This is a genomic window from Buttiauxella sp. AC142, assembly GCF_979253435.1.
Genome location: NZ_CEEDCH010000002.1, coordinates 14,676 through 32,470 on the forward strand (window position 1 = coordinate 14,676; position 17,795 = coordinate 32,470).

27 protein-coding genes are annotated in these 17,795 nt (G+C 44.8%); 22 read left to right on the top strand and 5 right to left on the bottom strand.

Annotated elements, in window-relative coordinates; genetic code table 11:
• Nucleotides 1–135: 135 nt before the first annotated feature.
• The 9 genes from AC0IWZ_RS22635 (at nucleotide 136) to AC0IWZ_RS22675 (ending at nucleotide 5,023) form a co-directional block, all read left to right on the top strand.
• Nucleotides 136–2,382: a DNA topoisomerase gene (locus AC0IWZ_RS22635; RefSeq protein ID WP_471679373.1), complete on the top strand. Its 2,247-nt coding sequence runs from the start codon at nucleotides 136–138 to the stop codon at nucleotides 2,380–2,382.
• A 20-nt stretch (nucleotides 2,383–2,402) separates the two neighbouring features.
• Nucleotides 2,403–2,624, top strand: coding sequence for a hypothetical protein (locus AC0IWZ_RS22640; protein WP_471679374.1), 222 nt, complete (start codon nucleotides 2,403–2,405; stop codon nucleotides 2,622–2,624).
• A gap of 81 nt (nucleotides 2,625–2,705) precedes the next feature.
• Nucleotides 2,706–2,891, top strand: a complete 186-nt coding sequence (locus AC0IWZ_RS22645) for a helix-turn-helix domain-containing protein (RefSeq protein ID WP_471679375.1) — start codon at nucleotides 2,706–2,708, stop codon at nucleotides 2,889–2,891.
• Nucleotides 2,892–2,964: 73 nt separating this feature from the next.
• Nucleotides 2,965–3,159 carry a hypothetical protein gene (locus AC0IWZ_RS22650; protein WP_471679376.1) on the top strand — a complete coding sequence of 65 codons (195 nt, stop codon included), beginning with the start codon at nucleotides 2,965–2,967 and terminating at the stop codon, nucleotides 3,157–3,159.
• Between the two features lie 49 nt (nucleotides 3,160–3,208).
• Nucleotides 3,209–3,478 carry an antirestriction protein ArdR gene (locus AC0IWZ_RS22655; RefSeq protein WP_471679377.1) on the top strand — a complete coding sequence of 90 codons (270 nt, stop codon included), beginning with the start codon at nucleotides 3,209–3,211 and terminating at the stop codon, nucleotides 3,476–3,478.
• Nucleotides 3,468–3,977 (top strand): hypothetical protein, encoded by a 510-nt coding sequence (locus AC0IWZ_RS22660; RefSeq protein WP_471679379.1) that lies wholly within the window; start codon nucleotides 3,468–3,470, stop codon nucleotides 3,975–3,977. Before AC0IWZ_RS22655 ends, AC0IWZ_RS22660 begins: the two co-directional genes overlap by 11 nt.
• The gene (locus AC0IWZ_RS22665; RefSeq protein ID WP_471679380.1) at nucleotides 3,970–4,161 is read left to right on the top strand and encodes a hypothetical protein; all 192 of its coding nucleotides are present in this window, start codon (nucleotides 3,970–3,972) and stop codon (nucleotides 4,159–4,161) included. The genes AC0IWZ_RS22660 and AC0IWZ_RS22665 overlap by 8 nt, the downstream gene beginning before the upstream one ends.
• A 305-nt stretch (nucleotides 4,162–4,466) precedes the next feature.
• Nucleotides 4,467–4,751, top strand: a complete 285-nt coding sequence (locus tag AC0IWZ_RS22670; protein WP_471679381.1) for a hypothetical protein — start codon at nucleotides 4,467–4,469, stop codon at nucleotides 4,749–4,751.
• A gap of 44 nt (nucleotides 4,752–4,795) precedes the next feature.
• Nucleotides 4,796–5,023, top strand: coding sequence for a hypothetical protein (locus AC0IWZ_RS22675; protein ID WP_471679383.1), 228 nt, complete (start codon nucleotides 4,796–4,798; stop codon nucleotides 5,021–5,023).
• A gap of 246 nt (nucleotides 5,024–5,269) precedes the next feature.
• Here AC0IWZ_RS22675 and AC0IWZ_RS22680 read toward each other — a convergent pair whose 3' ends face one another.
• On the bottom strand, nucleotides 5,270–5,542 hold the full coding sequence (locus AC0IWZ_RS22680; RefSeq protein WP_471679385.1) for a helix-turn-helix domain-containing protein: 273 nt from the start codon (nucleotides 5,540–5,542) through the stop codon (nucleotides 5,270–5,272).
• A 342-nt stretch (nucleotides 5,543–5,884) separates the two neighbouring features.
• On the opposite strand from AC0IWZ_RS22680, the gene AC0IWZ_RS22685 reads away from it, so the two are divergent.
• The 11 genes from AC0IWZ_RS22685 to AC0IWZ_RS22735 all read left to right on the top strand — a co-directional run bounded on the left by AC0IWZ_RS22685 (nucleotide 5,885) and on the right by AC0IWZ_RS22735 (nucleotide 12,639).
• Nucleotides 5,885–6,187, top strand: coding sequence for a type II toxin-antitoxin system HigB family toxin (locus AC0IWZ_RS22685; RefSeq protein ID WP_115784126.1), 303 nt, complete (start codon nucleotides 5,885–5,887; stop codon nucleotides 6,185–6,187).
• A 5-nt stretch (nucleotides 6,188–6,192) separates the two neighbouring features.
• The gene (locus AC0IWZ_RS22690; RefSeq protein WP_471679387.1) at nucleotides 6,193–6,552 is read left to right on the top strand and encodes a helix-turn-helix domain-containing protein; all 360 of its coding nucleotides are present in this window, start codon (nucleotides 6,193–6,195) and stop codon (nucleotides 6,550–6,552) included.
• Between the two features lie 123 nt (nucleotides 6,553–6,675).
• Nucleotides 6,676–6,930 carry a hypothetical protein gene (locus AC0IWZ_RS22695; RefSeq protein WP_471679388.1) on the top strand — a complete coding sequence of 85 codons (255 nt, stop codon included), beginning with the start codon at nucleotides 6,676–6,678 and terminating at the stop codon, nucleotides 6,928–6,930.
• 83 nt (nucleotides 6,931–7,013) lie between these two features.
• On the top strand, nucleotides 7,014–7,262 hold the full coding sequence (locus AC0IWZ_RS22700; RefSeq protein WP_471679390.1) for a hypothetical protein: 249 nt from the start codon (nucleotides 7,014–7,016) through the stop codon (nucleotides 7,260–7,262).
• Between the two features lie 903 nt (nucleotides 7,263–8,165).
• A complete protein-coding gene (locus tag AC0IWZ_RS22705) occupies nucleotides 8,166–8,486 on the top strand; it encodes a hypothetical protein (RefSeq protein ID WP_471679391.1) in 321 nt (106 codons plus the stop codon).
• Between the two features lie 109 nt (nucleotides 8,487–8,595).
• On the top strand, nucleotides 8,596–9,015 hold the full coding sequence (gene umuD / locus AC0IWZ_RS22710; protein WP_471679429.1) for a translesion error-prone DNA polymerase V autoproteolytic subunit: 420 nt from the start codon (nucleotides 8,596–8,598) through the stop codon (nucleotides 9,013–9,015).
• A gap of 8 nt (nucleotides 9,016–9,023) precedes the next feature.
• Complete coding sequence (gene umuC, locus AC0IWZ_RS22715; RefSeq protein WP_471679392.1) at nucleotides 9,024–10,283, top strand: translesion error-prone DNA polymerase V subunit UmuC; 1,260 nt, start codon at nucleotides 9,024–9,026, stop codon at nucleotides 10,281–10,283.
• A gap of 86 nt (nucleotides 10,284–10,369) precedes the next feature.
• Nucleotides 10,370–10,858 (top strand): hypothetical protein, encoded by a 489-nt coding sequence (locus AC0IWZ_RS22720; RefSeq protein WP_471679393.1) that lies wholly within the window; start codon nucleotides 10,370–10,372, stop codon nucleotides 10,856–10,858.
• 498 nt (nucleotides 10,859–11,356) lie between these two features.
• Nucleotides 11,357–11,884 (top strand): DUF2778 domain-containing protein, encoded by a 528-nt coding sequence (locus tag AC0IWZ_RS22725; protein WP_471679290.1) that lies wholly within the window; start codon nucleotides 11,357–11,359, stop codon nucleotides 11,882–11,884.
• On the top strand, nucleotides 11,853–12,146 hold the full coding sequence (locus tag AC0IWZ_RS22730; protein ID WP_471679394.1) for a hypothetical protein: 294 nt from the start codon (nucleotides 11,853–11,855) through the stop codon (nucleotides 12,144–12,146). Before AC0IWZ_RS22725 ends, AC0IWZ_RS22730 begins: the two co-directional genes overlap by 32 nt.
• 1 nt (nucleotide 12,147) lies before the next feature.
• Nucleotides 12,148–12,639, top strand: a complete 492-nt coding sequence (locus AC0IWZ_RS22735) for an Hcp family type VI secretion system effector (RefSeq protein WP_471679289.1) — start codon at nucleotides 12,148–12,150, stop codon at nucleotides 12,637–12,639.
• A gap of 67 nt (nucleotides 12,640–12,706) precedes the next feature.
• Here AC0IWZ_RS22735 and AC0IWZ_RS22740 read toward each other — a convergent pair whose 3' ends face one another.
• From AC0IWZ_RS22740 to AC0IWZ_RS22750, 3 genes are read right to left on the bottom strand one after another with little or no spacing between them, the layout of a single operon-like run.
• On the bottom strand, nucleotides 12,707–13,156 hold the full coding sequence (locus AC0IWZ_RS22740) for a hypothetical protein (RefSeq protein ID WP_471679395.1): 450 nt from the start codon (nucleotides 13,154–13,156) through the stop codon (nucleotides 12,707–12,709).
• The gene (locus tag AC0IWZ_RS22745) at nucleotides 13,153–13,638 is read right to left on the bottom strand and encodes a hypothetical protein (RefSeq protein ID WP_471679396.1); all 486 of its coding nucleotides are present in this window, start codon (nucleotides 13,636–13,638) and stop codon (nucleotides 13,153–13,155) included. The genes AC0IWZ_RS22740 and AC0IWZ_RS22745 overlap by 4 nt, the downstream gene beginning before the upstream one ends.
• 30 nt (nucleotides 13,639–13,668) lie before the next feature.
• A complete protein-coding gene (locus tag AC0IWZ_RS22750) occupies nucleotides 13,669–14,562 on the bottom strand; it encodes a DUF6364 family protein (RefSeq protein WP_471679397.1) in 894 nt (297 codons plus the stop codon).
• Nucleotides 14,563–15,966: 1,404 nt separating this feature from the next.
• Here AC0IWZ_RS22750 and AC0IWZ_RS22755 point away from each other — a divergent pair.
• Together AC0IWZ_RS22755 and dinQ are read left to right on the top strand one after the other, a co-directional pair.
• Entirely contained in the window at nucleotides 15,967–16,779 is an 813-nt protein-coding gene (locus tag AC0IWZ_RS22755) for a tyrosine-type recombinase/integrase (RefSeq protein ID WP_471679398.1), read from the top strand.
• 644 nt (nucleotides 16,780–17,423) lie between these two features.
• Nucleotides 17,424–17,477: a damage-inducible type I toxin DinQ gene (dinQ, locus tag AC0IWZ_RS22760; protein WP_373863399.1), complete on the top strand. Its 54-nt coding sequence runs from the start codon at nucleotides 17,424–17,426 to the stop codon at nucleotides 17,475–17,477.
• Between the two features lie 74 nt (nucleotides 17,478–17,551).
• On the opposite strand, the gene AC0IWZ_RS22765 is transcribed toward dinQ, so the two are convergent.
• Complete coding sequence (locus AC0IWZ_RS22765; RefSeq protein WP_471679399.1) at nucleotides 17,552–17,761, bottom strand: Hha/YmoA family nucleoid-associated regulatory protein; 210 nt, start codon at nucleotides 17,759–17,761, stop codon at nucleotides 17,552–17,554.
• Between the last annotated feature and the right edge of the window lie 34 nt (nucleotides 17,762–17,795).

Here is a 17,795-nt window from a genome sequence, read left to right on the forward strand (position 1 = left end):
GGCTAAATATTTTACTTGAAATGTCTAAAATACAAACATCCATCTTTTGCTCTGGGAACTATAAGCAAATAGCTTGATTGTTAAATTAGATTCCATTCAACAATAAGAGTAAATATACAGTCATAAGGAATGAACATGAGATTATTTATTGCAGAAAAACCATCATTAGCAAAAGCTATTTTTGAAGGTCTGGGCGGCAATCCTGACACCGAAAAAAAAGGCGGCTATTTTCAGCATGGTAGTGATGTTGTAACATGGTGCGTGGGGCATATGTTAGAGCTATATGATCCACAAGATTATGATGCGAAATACAGTAAATGGCATTTCGCTGATTTGCCTATAAAAACAGTTTTTCCTCCATCGTTAAAAATTAAACCGCAAACTGCGGCGCAAACGAATATCATTTTGTCCCTGATTAATCAGGCTACCAGTATTGTTCATGCAGGCGATCCTGATGAAGAGGGGTGTTTACTGGTTGATGAAATGCTGGATTATGCCCGTAATACAAAACCCGTTGAACGGTTGCTGATTGTGGATCTCAACTTGGCACCAGTACAAAAATCACTGGCGAATATGCAGCCTAATAGCAAGTTTCGAGGTATGTCTAATAGCGCCTTAGCACGAGCATGTGCTGATCAAGGCTTTGGCTATAATCTGACAAGAGGTTTTACCTTAAAAGGCCGTGAGAAAGGCTATAATGGGGTGCTGAACGTTGGGCGTGTACAGAGTGCTACTCTGGGTTTGATAAACACCAGAACGCTTGCTAATCAAAATCACACAATCAGTTACTACTATGATGTTTACGGCAGTATTGCGTTACAAGGCCATACCGTTAAAGCGAAATACCAGGTAGTGGAGAGTGATCAGGTTGATGAAAAAAAACGTCTTATTTCAGAAGCTCAGTCACGGCATATCGCTGAACGGATAAAAGACCATAAGGCAATGGTGACGATTGCCACTACCAAATCTGAGAGCATTGCGCCGCCGTTACCGCTCGATCTGGGGACGCTCCAGATGATATGTGCGAAAAAGTATGGCTACAGCCCGCAAGACACTCTTGATATCCTACAGAGCCTTTATGAAACGCATAAACTGGTGAGTTATCCGCGTACCAATTGCCGTTATTTATCTGATGAACATTACTATCAGGCAACGGATATCGCCGGGGCGATCAGTGTGACCATGCCTGAGTTATCTGGCATCGTGGCTGGAATGCACAAAGAGCAGAAGCATAAAGCATTTAATACCAAAAATATTGAAGGTGAAGCGCATCATGCCATCGTACCTTCTATTAAAAATGGTGCCAATATCCGGCTGAGTCAAAAGGAAAGGCACGTATATAACTTGGTTGCCATTCATTTTCTGGGGCTGTTCTATCCTGATTCGGTAAGAAATAAAACCAAAGTTCACTTTGATATAAATGGCGACACCTTTACAGCCACACAGAGTGTGATGGTGAATAAAGGTTGGGAGATATTGAGTAAAGAACTTGAAAAAGATGATGCTGAGGAAGAAGCGGAATCATGTGAACTGACTGGCTTTGACCTGTCCACTTTGAAGTTTAATGATACGGGTAAATGTTTGTTGTCAGAAATTGATAAAAAACCCACAAAACCGCCTAAATACTTCACCACATCCACATTGATCGCCGCTATGAAAAATCCGGGTAAATTCATTCATGATCCGGTGTTACGTAAAGCCCTGGAAGAGAAAGAGGGCGGGGGTACGCTTGGCACAGAGGCTACTCGAGCGGGGATTCTTGAAAAATTAGCTGCAAATACAGGGCTTGTTGTTATTGAAAAAATGAAAGGCTATTCAGAGCCTGTATGGAAAACTACAAAGCAAGGTCAGGAACTATGTGCTACATTTCCTGCGGAAATAACACAACCAGATATATCTGCAATATGGGCAGAGAAACAAGCGTTAATAAAAAATGGTCAAATGACCATAGAGGAATTTATAGATTTTAACGACAATTATATTTACGTTCAGATTAAAAATCTTCATAGCAATGGATTGAATATTTCTACCAATGCGCCTATTTGTCCAGACTGTAAAAGACCTCTACGAAAAGTAAAAGGAGCAAATGGAGAGTTTTGGGCTTGCACTGGATACAGGGAAACGCCTCAATGCAAAAAAACATTACCTGATTTAAATGGTTTACCTGATTTTAATGGTAAAAATAAAAGCAAAGTAGATACCAAAAAATCATCTTCAAATACATTACACATTTGCCCAAAATGTAATAAAAGTTTAAAACGTATAAAGAGTAAAAAGAAAGAAGGGGAGTTTTACTGGGCATGTGAAGGTGTTTTTGATAAATCATGCGTAACATTTTTCTCTGATGTTCAAGGACTACCACAATTAAAGTTAAGTAAATAGGTGTCACAGGCTGACTTCCGGTGGCGGTGTCCTGGCTTGTTCCCGTCACCGGAAACGCCCTCTATGCGCTGGTCGTGGTGTTTATCATCTGCGACCGCTACAGATATTTTGAACAAGATTTTACGCACTCCGGGGCGCGTTACGGTAAACTGTCCGGGCGTCACTGGCTGGCGCTCCGGTGTCTGCGTCCGGGCTTGTTCCAGGCACCGGAACCCCTCTCCTTTAATTCCCCTGACAGTTAGACATACAACGCTTTCTGTCCAGTTGCATCAATTTCAAATATCGCCTAATCTACTGTGAACTATAGTTCATAAAAAAACAGCATGTACAAACCATCTAAAGAAGAATTTAAAGCAGAAATGAAGCGTAAAGGCTGGACACGCCCTCAACTTGCTGAACGCTGGGGCAAGTCAGAAACATGGATAAGCAAAATTGCCGGTAATGATGAAAGGGATCAGCACTGGAATGATGCGTTAGCGGGTTTGCCAAAAAATATAAGTGAACTATAGTTCACAATCTATCTTGCTTAGATGTGAACTATAGTTCATAATTAACGTATTGAACTCACAATGAGTAACCGTTATGAAAGTCTCAGCACTTGTATGTATCAGGCCGAATGAAGATGCTTATTTCTTTACGGCTGGGAAAACCTATCCTGTCGTAACAGATAAAACACACCTTAATTTACCGGGTGTTGAAGTTGAGGACGATGAAGGGGAGTTGGTTTTTGTGAGGCTTAATGGCTCAAGTCATGGCGATTTTAAACAAGAGAAATAAAGCCGCGCAGCGGTTTTTCTTGATTCAAAGTTAATGGCGGGGGTGATGTATGAGCAAGAGGCTAAAAATGGTTGATGTGGTTAGTATCGCCGCCTTGTGGCGTAAAGAGCATCCCGAACACGCGACAATAGGTGTTGTGATGATCTGGGAAGAAAACCCCTATGGCTGGAAGAATTGTTTACGTGATGCGCACTGCGAGCGTCCAGGCGTTATTGCTGTGGATGTTGATAATCACATATTTATAGCGGAAGGGGGAAATGATTATGACGGAGCTAAATGTTGGGTTGCAACAACGCAGGAGTCTTTTAATGCAAAGTAAATTGTACTGGCGGGTTTTACTTCCCTCTCAAGCGATAATCACTCTGACTGTGTTATGTCTTTTTGGATTAAGTGTGTTGGCTTTATTAGGGTTTATATATAATCCAACGCAGACGATTTTCTTGATGGTTATCAATTCCGCACAAAATACCCAACATCAAGGCATTTCTGAATTGGATGTGTTTACTCAGGTGCTATATGTTCTTTTTTGTTTTTTGTCCCTCTACATTAGTGCATCTGTGGGGCATTCATTAGGAGGTTTTTTAAGTAATTTATACATTAATGCGGTGACTTCATCGAAAGAGAATGAAGTGATAGCCAAATTTTTCGATAAAAAGCGAAAGGAAAATGAAGCTTTATCCGTAGAAGTGAATAAAAAAAACGCATTGGAAATTGCAAAAAAAGAGCATTGGGAAAAGTGGAAACGGGCGAACAATAGCACAATTTCCTACGGCGACTGGAAAAAAAGTTATTTACGCGATGGTGACTACAATGATTAATTGGCTGGTACTCATTTGCGGTATACTTTTCTTCTGTAATGCTCTGTTTGATTTAGCTGGGTATTTCAGTCGTCTGGTAGATCCGGGTTATGCCTGGGTAGTGCCTGTTGGTATGACCATTTTTGGCTTTAGTGCTGCAATTTTAGCTGGAGTTCTAAGCTGTCGTGCCGATAAAACTAATTAAAGCTGGTTTTTTCACACTAGAGTAGGTAGCCAATGGAACCGTTTAACATAGTATTTTTATCAATAGTAGCTATATTTGGAATGCGTTGTTTCTGGAAAGCGTGGTATCTCCATCCAGAAACGACTAACAATGCCGGGGCTAGATATACTGATATTGCATTAAAATCGGGTGCTAACTCCCCCATCATAAAAAACCACATTAAAAATCGCAGGAACATCTATTTTATAGGTGGAGTTGCTAGTATTATTTTGTTGATTTTATTGTTCTAAAGCCGCTCGGCTTTTCTTGATTCAAGAGGGAATGAAATGAGAAATAAAATTCTTGTGGCAGTTATGCTGATATTGAGTAAACAGACATTTTCCGCAGGTATACCAATGCTATATCCTGCTGATCCAATTAAGGTATCAGAAAGCCGTTCTTATAGTTGTAATAATGGAAAAGCTATGCAGTTATTAGATACTGGACAAAAACAATACATAGTTTATGGCAATAAGGTAGTTGCTTGTCACGATGATAACCTTTGGCTTGACGGAAAAGCCCTTAGCTTTGTTGATCTCGTCAGTTTGGCGGCTGACGAAGCTTCAAAATAACATCTGAATTAGAGGGGGGGGGTAAAATGCTGATGGAGAAGAATGTGGAATATACAAAGAAACAATATCTTTTGATCGGTGTTGTATTTATTTTAGTGGCAATTTTTGGTTTTATGCTTGAAATGACTGATAATGGGAATGATGTTTTACATACTCAGGAATTAGTCAGCGTTCTTTGGAAAATATTTGCTGTTGTAGGTGGTATTATGTTTTTTATTGGAGTGCTAAAGAAAGCTGATGATAAAAATAAATCATCCAGTAAAGTAATGTAAATCTAACAAAGCAAAGGCCGCATGAGCGGTCTTAAGTCATTAAATAGCAGGGAAATTCGTTATGTGGGCATTTGAAACGGTTAACGTATTAAGTCTTTTCCTGTGGAGCATTGCTCTACTGTGCATAGTGGCAGCATCGTTTGCTAAAAATATTTAAAGAAAGGCCGCGCCAGCGGCCTTTTATTTTCCCTTATCCTTCCCCGTACAGCATGATTAACTGTGCAAAGGTCGCTGACCATGTGCCGCTTATGTCTTTTTATTTCGAAAAGTACGTTGGACAAGCTTACCTTCGCTATCAAAATAACGGCTAGGCCAGATATCTTCAGGGTTAATACCCAATGCAAGTGCGATTATCTTTTCGCCTTTGGGCCAGGGGCGAATGATTGCATTAGCAAGAGTTGAACTACTTAACCCTGCGCCCCTGGATACAGCAGCCAGTGATGTGTTCCGTTTTCGTAAACCCGCGATGATATCAGCAGGATGCCAATCTGTTTTTCCCGATGAACTATTTGAAGACATAATTGCTCCTTGGGTGGCGACCACGACAAGGTTTGCAATACCGGCAAACAAACAAACCGGCGAGCCTCTCGACTCCCTTGCCGTGACCGCCATAATTCAGACGAGCACAGGCACACTGGCAACGAATTGTCAGCGGTTTGTTTGAATGGGGTTGCAAATCCCCGCCACTGTTTTTCAGTGGCGGGGTTAGTTTACCATAACGGGGTAGCACGCCGGAATTACAGAAAATTCCGGTGCCTAAAGCTAGAAGTTAGACATACAGTGTTTTCTGTCCAAAACGATAAGTCCCATTTCGGGATAAAAAAATTTGCCATAGTCCCATGATGGGACTAATATATATACATGAAGATAATTGCTATCAAGACACTTAGGGATTTCTGGACGGCGAATCCCGATGCAGAGCAGCCGTTAAAAGCCTGGGTAGATGAAGCTAGTAAAGCTGAATGGAAAACCCCGGCTGAAATTAAAGAGCAATACCGCAGTGCCAGTATTCTTAAAAACAGGCGAGTGGTGTTTAACATTAAAGGAAATGACTATCGGTTAATTGTTGCCATTGCCTACCAACGTGGATGGATGTTTATAAAATTCATCGGTACGCATAAAGAATATGACAAAATAGATGCTGAAACCGTCAATCTGGAGTAAACCATATGCACATTAAACCCATTAAAACAGAACAGGATTATGAAGCCGCATTACGCGCCGTAGAGCCTATGTTTGATAACGAACCTCCTGCCGATACACCGGAAGGGGATTTCTTTGAAATCATGTGTGTACTGATTAATGAGTACGAAAATAAGCATTACCCAATAGAAGCCCCCGATCCAATTGAAGCTATTAAGTTCAGAATGGAGCAGCAGGGTTTAAAAGTTAAAGACCTTGAACCAGCTATTGGCAATTCTAACCGTGTCTATGAAGTGCTTAATCGTAAACGCAATCTGACATTACCGATGATTAGAAAATTACATGCGATGTTTGGCATTCCGCTAAAGAGCCTTGTTGGAGGGTAAACATGGAAAATCTTTTAAACGAAGGCCAGGGTAAACTTCTGGTGACTATTCTGATTCTTGGCGGCGGGGCTGTCTTTCTTTCAGTCTGCTTGGGTTTAATCATGTTATTAAAAGGGTAATAATATGGCGGGTTGGTGGATGCCAAAAGGTCAATTAAAAATTCTTCGTGAAATGAACGCCGGGGATGTTCTTTGGCGAGATAGCAAGGAGCGATACTTTATTGGCGCAGATAATACGAACTGTACTGTGTCAGCAAAAGCTTTATTGAGAAAGTCATACATTACGCCTAATAGTCTGATAGTGAATGGACGCGAGAAAATGAGCATGACCCCGACGGGGAAGAATGAAATGGGTTACAATCGGCATCAAGTGATATAATTTGTTTTGAAAGGGTAAATAGCATGAAATTAATACTGAAATTTTTTCCAGTAAACAAAATTATTTAATCAAGAGGGAATGCGATGAATAGTAAAAAATATGATGAATATCAAAAAAGATATGAGGTTTCACAAAAGATATTAAAAGCAGTAATCGTGCTGATGTTCTTTTTCATGGCTATGGCTGGATTATTTGGATTTATAGCGGGGAACACATTTAATGATTATTGGCTAATAGTTCTTTCAAGGGTAGCAATGTTTGGTGCTGTTGGTTGTTGTGTTTGTTTTATTGCAGTTGTATGTTATGACGTTTTTTCCAAAAAGCCTTCTTAATACAGAGCGGGGGATCAGCGCAATGATGGTAAAATGCCGCATTCAATAACCTGTGAGATTGTGACCAATGATTAATAATAATGACTCACTACAACAAAAGCTGTTTACTTGTTTATGTGAAACTCGTTGCGACGAAGATAAAAGAAGAGACAATGACAGGAAGTGCAAAGCAAATATTCTTGCTTTATTGCGCAAAGGTATTAATGAAAGAAATACAACTCGGATTGCACAACTGATTGACCGTATCAGTTGATGAGTCATTTAGGATTTAATGTGTTTCAGGACTACTCCAGTGGTTATTTAGTATTGATGGCTTTCATTTGTTTCATTGTGAGTGGTTTTTCTCTCATAAGATGCGAAAGCCTTGAGGATTATTGCAGGAAAATAATAAGAGACAAATACCAGATAGTCGATACTGGCGGGTTTTGGTAATGAACACGCAGTTCCGTTCTCACTCTTCTGATCGCTGATATGAAGCGCCAGTGGCCTTGTTCCCCGGCGCTCCTGCGTGAATACTTGCGCCCAATCCCCCCCGCAAAATTTCAGATTTCACGTAGTGCAACGTGCCTCCTGATACCTTCAAAAAAACTCACCAATATTATTTGCCATGCAAAACACCTAACTCCCTGTAAAACAACAATTCATACTCGCGCCGGTTGCGCATCGAGCGCGGCGGTCATGTCGTTTTGCAGCTGCGACCGCTACAGATATTTTGAACAAGATTTCACGCGTTTCCGGGCGGCTCCGGGACACTGGCGGCATCGTACCGGGCAGATCACAACCGCCTGGTATTCATTCCCCAGGCAGTCAGACATACAGCGTGTTCTGTCCAGTTCTGCTGGCTGTGCGGGATCTGGCCTGATACTATCAGGCTATCCCTCTGGTTAATCAGGAAAAAATAAAATGTATGCTGACGTAATGAAGTCTATGGATGGCACAAGGACAATTAAAGCACATATCACTAAGCTACAAGATATTCTGGATGTACCCCCTGTCGATCCGCAACTTGCATCATACCTACGGGTGGCACTTACATCCCTGGCGCAAGACCAATATGATGCCGCTAAAGCGGGTCATGCCAGTCAGACAATACGTCTGAACTCGACAACGACAACGGTATATAGGCAGCTATACAGTTACTGCCAGCAACATGTCAAGGCAGGAACACCAGAATGGATGGCGGCGGCATTACAGGCAGGATGGACACCGCCGACAACGCCATAACCTTTCATTAAGGCCGCGCCAGCGGCCTTTTTTACCCCTCCTGTTTAGATTGTCGCATTCCTTTCATCTCGCTATACTGTAAAAATGTACAGTTGTTTGGTGTCTTATGATGAAAGCAGAAATCTACTCTCCCGGTCAGTCCGTTAATCTAAAAATACCTTTGTTCTCATACAGATGTGAGGCTGGCTTTCCCAGCCCTGCACAGGACTATATCGACTCCACACTTGATCTGAATGAATACTGCATTCGCCACCCCTCGGCCTCGTACTACCTCCGGGCTTCCGGTGAGTCGATGGTCGAATCCGGGATTCAGTCGGGTGATCTGCTGGTTGTGGACAGGTCACTGACTCCGGTACATGGCAGCATTGTGATTGCCTGTATTGACAGTGAGTTTACGGTTAAAAAACTGTGCCTCCATCCCCGCCTGTGTCTGATGCCCATGAATCCGGCCTACAGCCCGATTTACGTCGATCCTGATGAACTGGAAATTTTCGGGGTCGTGACGCACAGCATTCATGATTTTCTGTAGGAGGCATCATGTACCTGCTGTGTGACGTAAATTCGATGTATGCGGCCTGTGAGCAGCTTTTCAGACCAGACCTGAGAGACAAGCCCGTCTGCGTTCTTTCGAACAACGACGGGAATTGTGTGGCGCTTAACCTCCAGGCAAAAAGCCTCGGTATCAAGCGCGGCGCACCGTATTTCCAGATCAAGGCGCTGATACAGAAACACAATGTCGCCGTGTTCAGTTCTAACTACACACTTTATGGTGATCTCAGTGCGAGAGTATTTTCCGTTCTGGACTCATTAGCAGTTAAAACAGAAGCTTACAGCATTGATGAAGCTTTCCTGCTGGTAGACGGCATCGAGGCCAGCGAATCCCTTCAACATTACGGTCAACGGGTACGGGACACCGTTTATCAGCATACCGGGCTGACCTGTGGGATCGGCGTGGCGCAAACCCGGACACTGGCAAAGCTGGCTAATCATGCCGCCAAAACATGGACGGCAACGGGCGGTGTGGTGGTGCTCACTGAACGGCACCGCCAGCGGAAGTTAATGCACCTGCTCCCGGCTTCCGAGGTGTGGGGTATTGGACGGAAAACCAGTCAGAAGCTTGGCGCAATGGGTATACATACCGCACTGGAGCTTGCTGATGCCAGTTTACCGTTCATCCGTAAGACGTTCGGCGTGGTTACTGAGCGCACTGTACGGGAACTTAACGGGATTTCATGCGTATCTGTAGAATCGCACCCCGCCAGGCAACAAATCATTTGCAGTCGCAGTTTTGGCGAGCGGATCACCACGTTACAGGCCATGCATGAAGCGATCTGTCAGTATGCCGAACGTGCCGCAGAAAAGTTACGCGCCGACAGGCAGTTTTGCCGACATATCACGGTATTCATGAGTACCAGCCCCTTTTCCCGCGATCCCTACTACAGCAACAACGCCAGCCAGCGCCTGATGCTGGCAACGCAGGACACACGCGATATTGTCGCGGCGGCAGTCCGGGCGCTTGAATCGGTATGGCGGGACGGGTACAGGTATCAGAAAGCGGGGATCATGCTCAACGATCTCATGCCCGGTACAGGCCAGATTGATTTGTTTGATGAAACGCCACCCAGGGCGAACAGCGCCGCGCTTATGCGCGTGATTGACAGGATAAACCAGACGGAATCCTGTGGAATTAATTTTGCCGGACAAGGGATCAACAAAGGCTGGCAGATGAAGCGCGAAATGCTCTCCCCGGCGTATACGACGAACTGGAAACAGCTTCCGGTTGCAGTCATTAAATAAGTGGTACATCTTCGCCAGAGCTGGCTGTAGCAGCGCCGGGCGCGTATCCTGTGTGATACTTTCGTTTGCGTGACAGGTGACTTTGAATGGAATTAACGGTCTTAAATGTAACCCTGATGGGGGCAGCAGGTTCGTTTATTGGTGTGGCGTTTTCGGCGCTGATTAACTGGATGATAGCAAAAGACAACCGCGCAAAATCTCTGAATGAATGGCGCAGAGAGAAATTACTGGCACTGGTCTATGAGTTCCTGCATGAATATAAAGAATGCACCTCCCGTAATAACAGGAATATAGGCCAGTATGATATAAGTATTATTACTGAAATGGCGCTTAAAAATTATCATCCCTGTGATCAGAAAGCTTATCAGATATGCCTGTTTATGCCTGCAAATAAGAGTGAAGATTTTATTGGGAAATATAATGCGATGAAACTTGAGGCAGCAAAAAATACCGATAAAATGCACCATAATTTTATGACAGGCAATCATTATGATTATTTCTCAACAACCGAAGATTACAGCCAGCTTAATGATGTGATTGCATTATTGTCCGGTGTGATAAAGAAAATGAAGTAACCCCGGCTCAGTTAAGCGACGAGATGGTGATTTTTCAGGCGCTCTCTCGTCAATTCTTGCCTCCAATCCCCCCCGCAAAATCTCAGATTTCACGTAGCGCAACGCGCCGCCTGATACCATCAAAAAAACTCACCAACATTTTTTGCAATGCAAAACACCTAACTCACTGTAAAACAACAATTCATTGAAACGCCGGCTTCGCCCTCGATGCGCTGGCCGTGGCGTTTATCAGCTGCGACCGCTCCAGATATTTTGAACAAGATTTCACGCGTTTCCGGGCGGCATCCGGGACACTGGCGGCATCGCTCCGGGCAGATCACAACGGCCTGGTATTAAATTCCCCAGGCCGTTAGACATACAGCCTTTTCTGTCCAGCGGTTCTTTTTTCCGCACTAAGATTAAGACTTTTCGGAGTCCAAATAGCACTCTTTGCCTTTTTCTATCCATTTAGCCGATATACGATAAAAAACAAATACCTACAATTTTAAAGTGGTTTTTATGGCGCTACATGGAAAGTTTGTTCTGAATGATGCGGATTATTCACCTCTTACATTTTACGGTGTAGGTACATTCATGGCATTTTCGGGTGGGGGTATATACCGTAACAGAGGTGCATGTGGGGATGTACTCAAAAGTGGCCCCTTGCCACCGGGTAAATACTGGATTGTGGAGCGTGGCTCTGGAGGTGTTCTTTCAGGGCTTAAAGCTGATGCGCAGGATCTCTGGAATAAAACGGTGAACGGGACAGCATTCGGGCGTGATGAATGGTTTGCATTGTATAAAGATGATTGGGGGATTGATGATGGAACATGGATTAATAATGTCCATCGAGGTCTTTTCCGTTTACATCCAGGGCATATATCAGAGGGTTGTATTACGCTTCCTAATAATTCTGATTATGCCTCTGTCAGAAATGCTTTGTTGCGAGCTGTCCCCGTAGAAGTTCCCTGCATGAAGTCCCTGATGGCGCGTGGTGTTGTGGAGGTGATAGCTAATGGAATTAGCAACAGTTGTCCAGCCCCTTAAAAAGTGGGGCTTATGGCTGCTCAAAATAATATTCTATATTGGACTTTTGATTACTGTAGGCCGTTCATTAGGTGAACCCGAGATATGGATAAATAATGAGTTTGCCGTGAAAGTGACAGAGGTTATCAATGGTTATAATAACGTAAATGCTGAAACACTTTACGATAGTTATTTCTATATTTCATTTGTTACCGTTTTGGTTATTACAACAATAATTTATATTTTTTTAGTGAAATTAATCAGAAAAATAAGGAGTTTCTAAAATGCCAATCCCCCCGTATTTATGGTTAAAAGATGATGGTGGCGCGGATATTAAAGGTTCTGTAGATGTAAAAGATCGTGAGGGAAGTATTGAGGTTATTGGATTCAGTCATGGTTTGAATCTTCCCGTTGACAGTGCGAATGGCAAAATTACTGGCACTCGCTCTCATTCCCCTGTTATGTTTGAAAAAGAGTTTGACAGTTCAAGCCCCTATTTATATAAGGCTGTGGCAACTGGACAGACGTTAAAAAGTGCCGAAATAAGATTTTATCATATTAATGATGCTGGTCAGGAAGTGTGTTATTTCACCATTACGATGGAAGGGGTGAAAATTACTGGTGTTAACCCCGGTGTACCAAATACTAAATTAGCCGGGAACTCACAGTTAAATCACATGGAATCTGTTTCTCTCATGTACGATAAAATAACATGGAAATATGTAGACGGTAATATCCAGTATTCAGACGCATGGACAGAAAGAAATACTGCATAGCGAAATTATTCAAATTCGCACAGGCCGCGCCAGCGGCCTTTTATTTTCCCTTATCCTTCCCCGTACATTATTTATCCAGCCACGCCGCCCCTATCCAGACACTGTGGGCAATTGAATGCGTATGCTCCGCTATATCCGTTTCATCATACGGATCATTACTCACCTGACTGTCTGCGCCGCCAATGGTGCTATCCAGTTCCACCTCCACCTCATAACCTGGATACGCCGCCGTTATCGCCTCACGGATGGCGTTTGTATACCGCTCAAGTTCCAGCCCGGTTAGGCTTTCAGATACTGATTTCGTGCCCACGGTGTAAGTGATAAGGGGTAGTTTTGGTGCAGAGTCGCCCAAAATGCTACCTGACGGGAATAGCGCTTTATGAGCGAGATAATCGGCTTCGGTCATATTTTCGGCGTCGTGCTGGCGCTGGCAGCGCGTACAGCGTGTTTTACCGCCTGGCATATCCTCGCCGCAGTCCGGGCAGTTCTCCAGGTTATCTTCTTTATTGATTTTCACACCTTTCCTCCTGATTTGATGTTTTTTAGTCGTGTAATTCTGGCTTTAATGACTTTAATCAGTTTAAGCTCGCCATTATATTCTTCTTCATGTTCCGCGCTCCACAACCCCGCCGCTTTTTCATCTTCATACCATTTAATACTCTGGTAAGTGGATTCCAGTTCGTAGCGTAATGCCATATTGGGAGTCGTGTAAAAGCCAGCGGGTAACGGGTCGTTTTCGTAAAATTTCTGCCGATAATGTGCCGATAAGTTCGTCAGCCATTTACCCTTTTGCCAGGTAATATCCTCCTGCTTTTGTACTAGGCTGATCACGACCTTTTTCGTTCCAAAGTGCTTTGATACCGTCCGGTTTTGTATGGATCGCACATGCCATTCATCAACGTCTAAGTGGCATTTACCTTCATCATCCGTCCAGCCAAAAGCTTTATAAAGCACTGCGCCGATTTTTATGATACTGGCGGGGTAACGTTGTGGTTTCATCCTTTTTAACCCTTCTATTCTCTTTTCTGACTATTCGCCGTTCAGCCGTATCATGATATTCATGACTGACTTTAGCTGGCTGCTGTGTGCATCCAGCAGACCGTTACACAGGTACTGTAATTCCTCGTCGGTCAGTAAGATTTCCATATCATCATTGCGCATTTTCCAGTGTTCAGATTTATCGGCGCGGGTGAAGCTTATCCCGTTAATAACAGGGGTATCCTTGGTAAAGCTTTCACTTTCCAAATAGCGTAACAGGCGCACTGTGGCGATATACTTTTCCATGCCCAGCATGACTGAGAAATAGTTTCCGTCAATATCCAGACGAACAAGCGGCGATACGCGCTGTTCCTTCGGAACCATGCGATTACGAATTGTTCCTTCCACGCTCAGACGAAAACTCAGGTTTCCATTCTGATATTCTTTGGTGACGGAACGGATGGTATCTGGTGTATTGTCAGTGGCAAATGTGACGCGATCTGCACGAGATTTAAGATAATGACGCAGGGCAAACGGAAATAATCTGTCAGCATCGTCAAAAGTGATTGTCGCACTTTTTAGTGCGTGTTCTGCAATCTTTTTAGTTTCGGTATACCAGGGTAACTGGATGTTGCGCCTGTTTATTTCAGTCAGTGAACCCTCTGCCAGAAAACGTATTTCAGCAGGTGTTAGCGGGGCTGTATCGTAGTTATATTCGCTGTCAGAAATATTATCTGACAGCAGGTGATAAATGCGACTGAGAGGTGTAAAAGGTTCGGCAATCATTCGGGAATAATCGGCCTGATCGCTGCTCTCATTGTCCAGACCATTAATAAGATAACGTTCAACCAGCATATTTACAGAAACGTTTTCCTGTTTTGCCGTTGATTTCAGGCGGTCTATCAGTGCTTCCGGGAACCGGAGATTTAGCTGTTTCACCTTCATTGTGCTGCCCTTATTAGATAGGTTTCTACATATGTTATCACATCGCATGTAAATTGCTATGCTAGCATTAACATAAATCTTTAAAATAATGGCGCTCCTGCGTGAATACTTGCGCCCAATCCCCCCGGCAAAATCTCAGATTTCACGTAGCGCAACGCGCCTCCTGATACCATCAAAAAAACTCACCAATGTTTTTTGCCATGCAAAACGCCTAACCCACTGTAAAACAACAATTCATTGAAACGCCGGCTTCGCCCTCGATGCGCTGGCCATGTCGTTTTGCAGCTGCGACCGCTACAGATATTTTGAACAAGATTTCACGCGTTTCCGGGCGGCATCCGGGACACTGGCGGCATCACTCCGGGCAGATCACAACGGCCTGGTATTCATTCCCCAGGCAGTCAGACATACAGCGTGTTCTGTCCGGTAACGCTGGCTGTGCGGGATCTGGCCTGATATTATTGAGTGAAGAATACAGGAGGCTGGCATGACATTTATTCTTACTGCGTTTGCTCTGATAGTCGTCGGTAGGCTTCTACTACGAAAGAGCCTGAATAAGCTTCACAATGAATATTACCGCCGCGCTGACGAGCGGGGATGCGCGGAGCGTTATGAATCTATCGTTCGCCTTTACAACTCCAGAGATCCCCGTGATTTAGAATCTGCTTATCAGGAAGCAATTTCCTGCACTAAGGCCGCTTGAGCGGCCTTTTTACTACCCCTCGTTTAATTCCCTTCTTCGTTAGACATACAGCCATTTCTGTCCAGTTGCCCTGCCCTTGTTCTAATAGTTACAACATACATATATTCATCACAACATCTGGTGCCTGTCGGCGGCATCGTGCCTGTATCCTGGGCTGTCCAGATCTGAGGGGCGAACCGCGCCCCAGAAAGTCCGAAACCGGACACGCACCCGACCAGGCAAAACGGCACTATCGGAAAAAATGTCCAAATTTATTTTTGGTGATCGGATTTATTACGCTCGGCCTGTCTGCCGCGCTGCGTCATAATTAACGGCGCTGGCCTGACGGCGTGAATCGTCACCCTTAGTAGCAGGATAACCGGGCTGGCCTGACGACTTAGCGGCGACAAGAGAAGAAATACGGCGAACGGCTGCGGCGTGGGTTTTGTCTCTTACAGGAGACAAAGCCGGGGTCAGCCTGGAAAAAGGAAAATAAACCACGCTAAGACTCTTTTCAGTATTCGTCACCCTGAGTAGCAGACACACGGCGCTGGCCTGACGGACTAAACCCCTACAATAGATACACTGATCAGATCACGACTCTTAGCGAAGCCGGGAAACTGGCGGGAAATTTTTTCCCGCCAGGCTCGCGGCTGGACAAGTCCGGGCAGACTGCCCGGAGGCGTCAGTGGTTGTTGAATGAGGATGCGGAGCGTAAAAAATTGAGTCACTTACCCCCGGCGATTTTGCAGAATTTACACAGCGGTGCCATTCTCCCGGCTGGCGGTTCGCTGCCCCTCGATGCTGCCCGGACAATGCGCGACTACGCCGCACACCTCGGCGCGGGTCTGCCGAAATACTTACTCGCCCCGGAAATCAGCTTACTCCTTTCCTATATAGATGATCTGACCGCCCGGATGTACTTTGAAACCCTGTGGAATACGGGCGCGAGACTCAATGAAGCACTGGCACTTACCCCGGCGTGTTTTACGCTCGAGCCGTCGCGCCGCCACCCGCAAGCCGTGGTGGTACTCAAAACCCTGAAACAGCGAAACCGGGAAGCCAGCCGGGGGCGTGGGCGACCTGCAAAAGATGCCGACACTGACCATCCCGATCTGCGTTACCGGAAACCACCTGAGCCGGGGGTAAGAATTGTGCCGCTGCTCGATGCGGCCTACGCGCAACGGATGCGCGAATATCTCGCCACCTGGCGAAAGCGCGTGAAGCATGTTCCGGTATGGGATATTCGTTCCCGGCAAACGCCGCTCAACTGGATCAGCACTGCCCTTACCCGCGCAGAAGGTGACGGGGTCACGTTTCCGATCACGGTCACGCCGCACACCTTCCGTCACTCTTTCGCCATGCATCTGTTAATGAACGGCGTACCGCAGAAAGTGTTACAGGGACTGCTGGGGCATCGGTACGCCCGGAGCACTGAGGTTTATACGCGCGTGTTCTCGCTCGATGTGCTGACCGGAAAGGGATTGTCATTCAGCTATGACGCGCAGACGGCAAGGCGGTTACTGGCTGACTGATGGGGTAAAAATGTACTGACAAACCCCGGACAAGCCCCGCCAGTGGCGGGAAAACGGGGTAAAAACGCTTCCCGGAAATTTTAAGATTTCCGTCTTTGCCCCGTCCTTTCTGCCCTGCCCGGTTTACGTTGTTCTGCATCAATAAAATCAGGAACATCTTTAATGCACATACCAGATGCAGTGTTTAAAATACTTACGTAATCAAGATGTTGTGGTGCGGAGGAAGGATTTGAAAAGGTACAGACGTAAAAAAACCGACTGGTGAGGTCGGCTTCTTTACAGTTCCGGTGCGGAGTTGGTGCTCTGACCGGAGGGGAACATTCAACATCTGACCACTTAATTATATGCCCTGGGCATTCAGTGTCAACCACAACACAGGATTAGCGGTTCGGGGGCGGGGCGTTGTATAATCAGCGGGTTAGCTCTGTTAAGTGGCTCTCCTGCCCTTAAACCCCGTTGTAGTGGGTATGAACAGTTTAAAAGTCCTGGCTGAACAAACAGGTGGTGCTGTGTTTGGTGCTCTGGCAGGAGGGGAACATTCAACATCTGACCATGTAGAAACCGCGATAACAGGCAGTGTATGAGCAAGTCGCGGTGTTCTTCCTCCAGTTCACCTGGAGAAACGCATGATTGATAAAATCATCATGGTTCTGAAAGCCGTTATCGTGCTTTTAGAGCTGATCCGCATCTTCTTCTGAGGATAACGGAAACGTAGCTAAGGCCGTGGAGTTAACCGCTTCACGGCCTTTAACATTTTATAAGACCAGTAAAATTATGTGACGTTTTTCCATGCTGATGCTGGTACTTTATCCCAAAATTTACCATGTATAATTTCTGCTCGGCGGTGATCTGATGCACTAAGCAATGCATCAAGTTCATCATTAGCCACCTTATCTCTTAGGTGATCAAATACCTTTTCAAGCGTTTCTAGTGTTGTATATCGTCTGAATTTCAAAAGGTATCGCTGTTTTTTTTCATTCATTTAATGGTGCTTTCTCTGTGTCAACGGTTGTCTT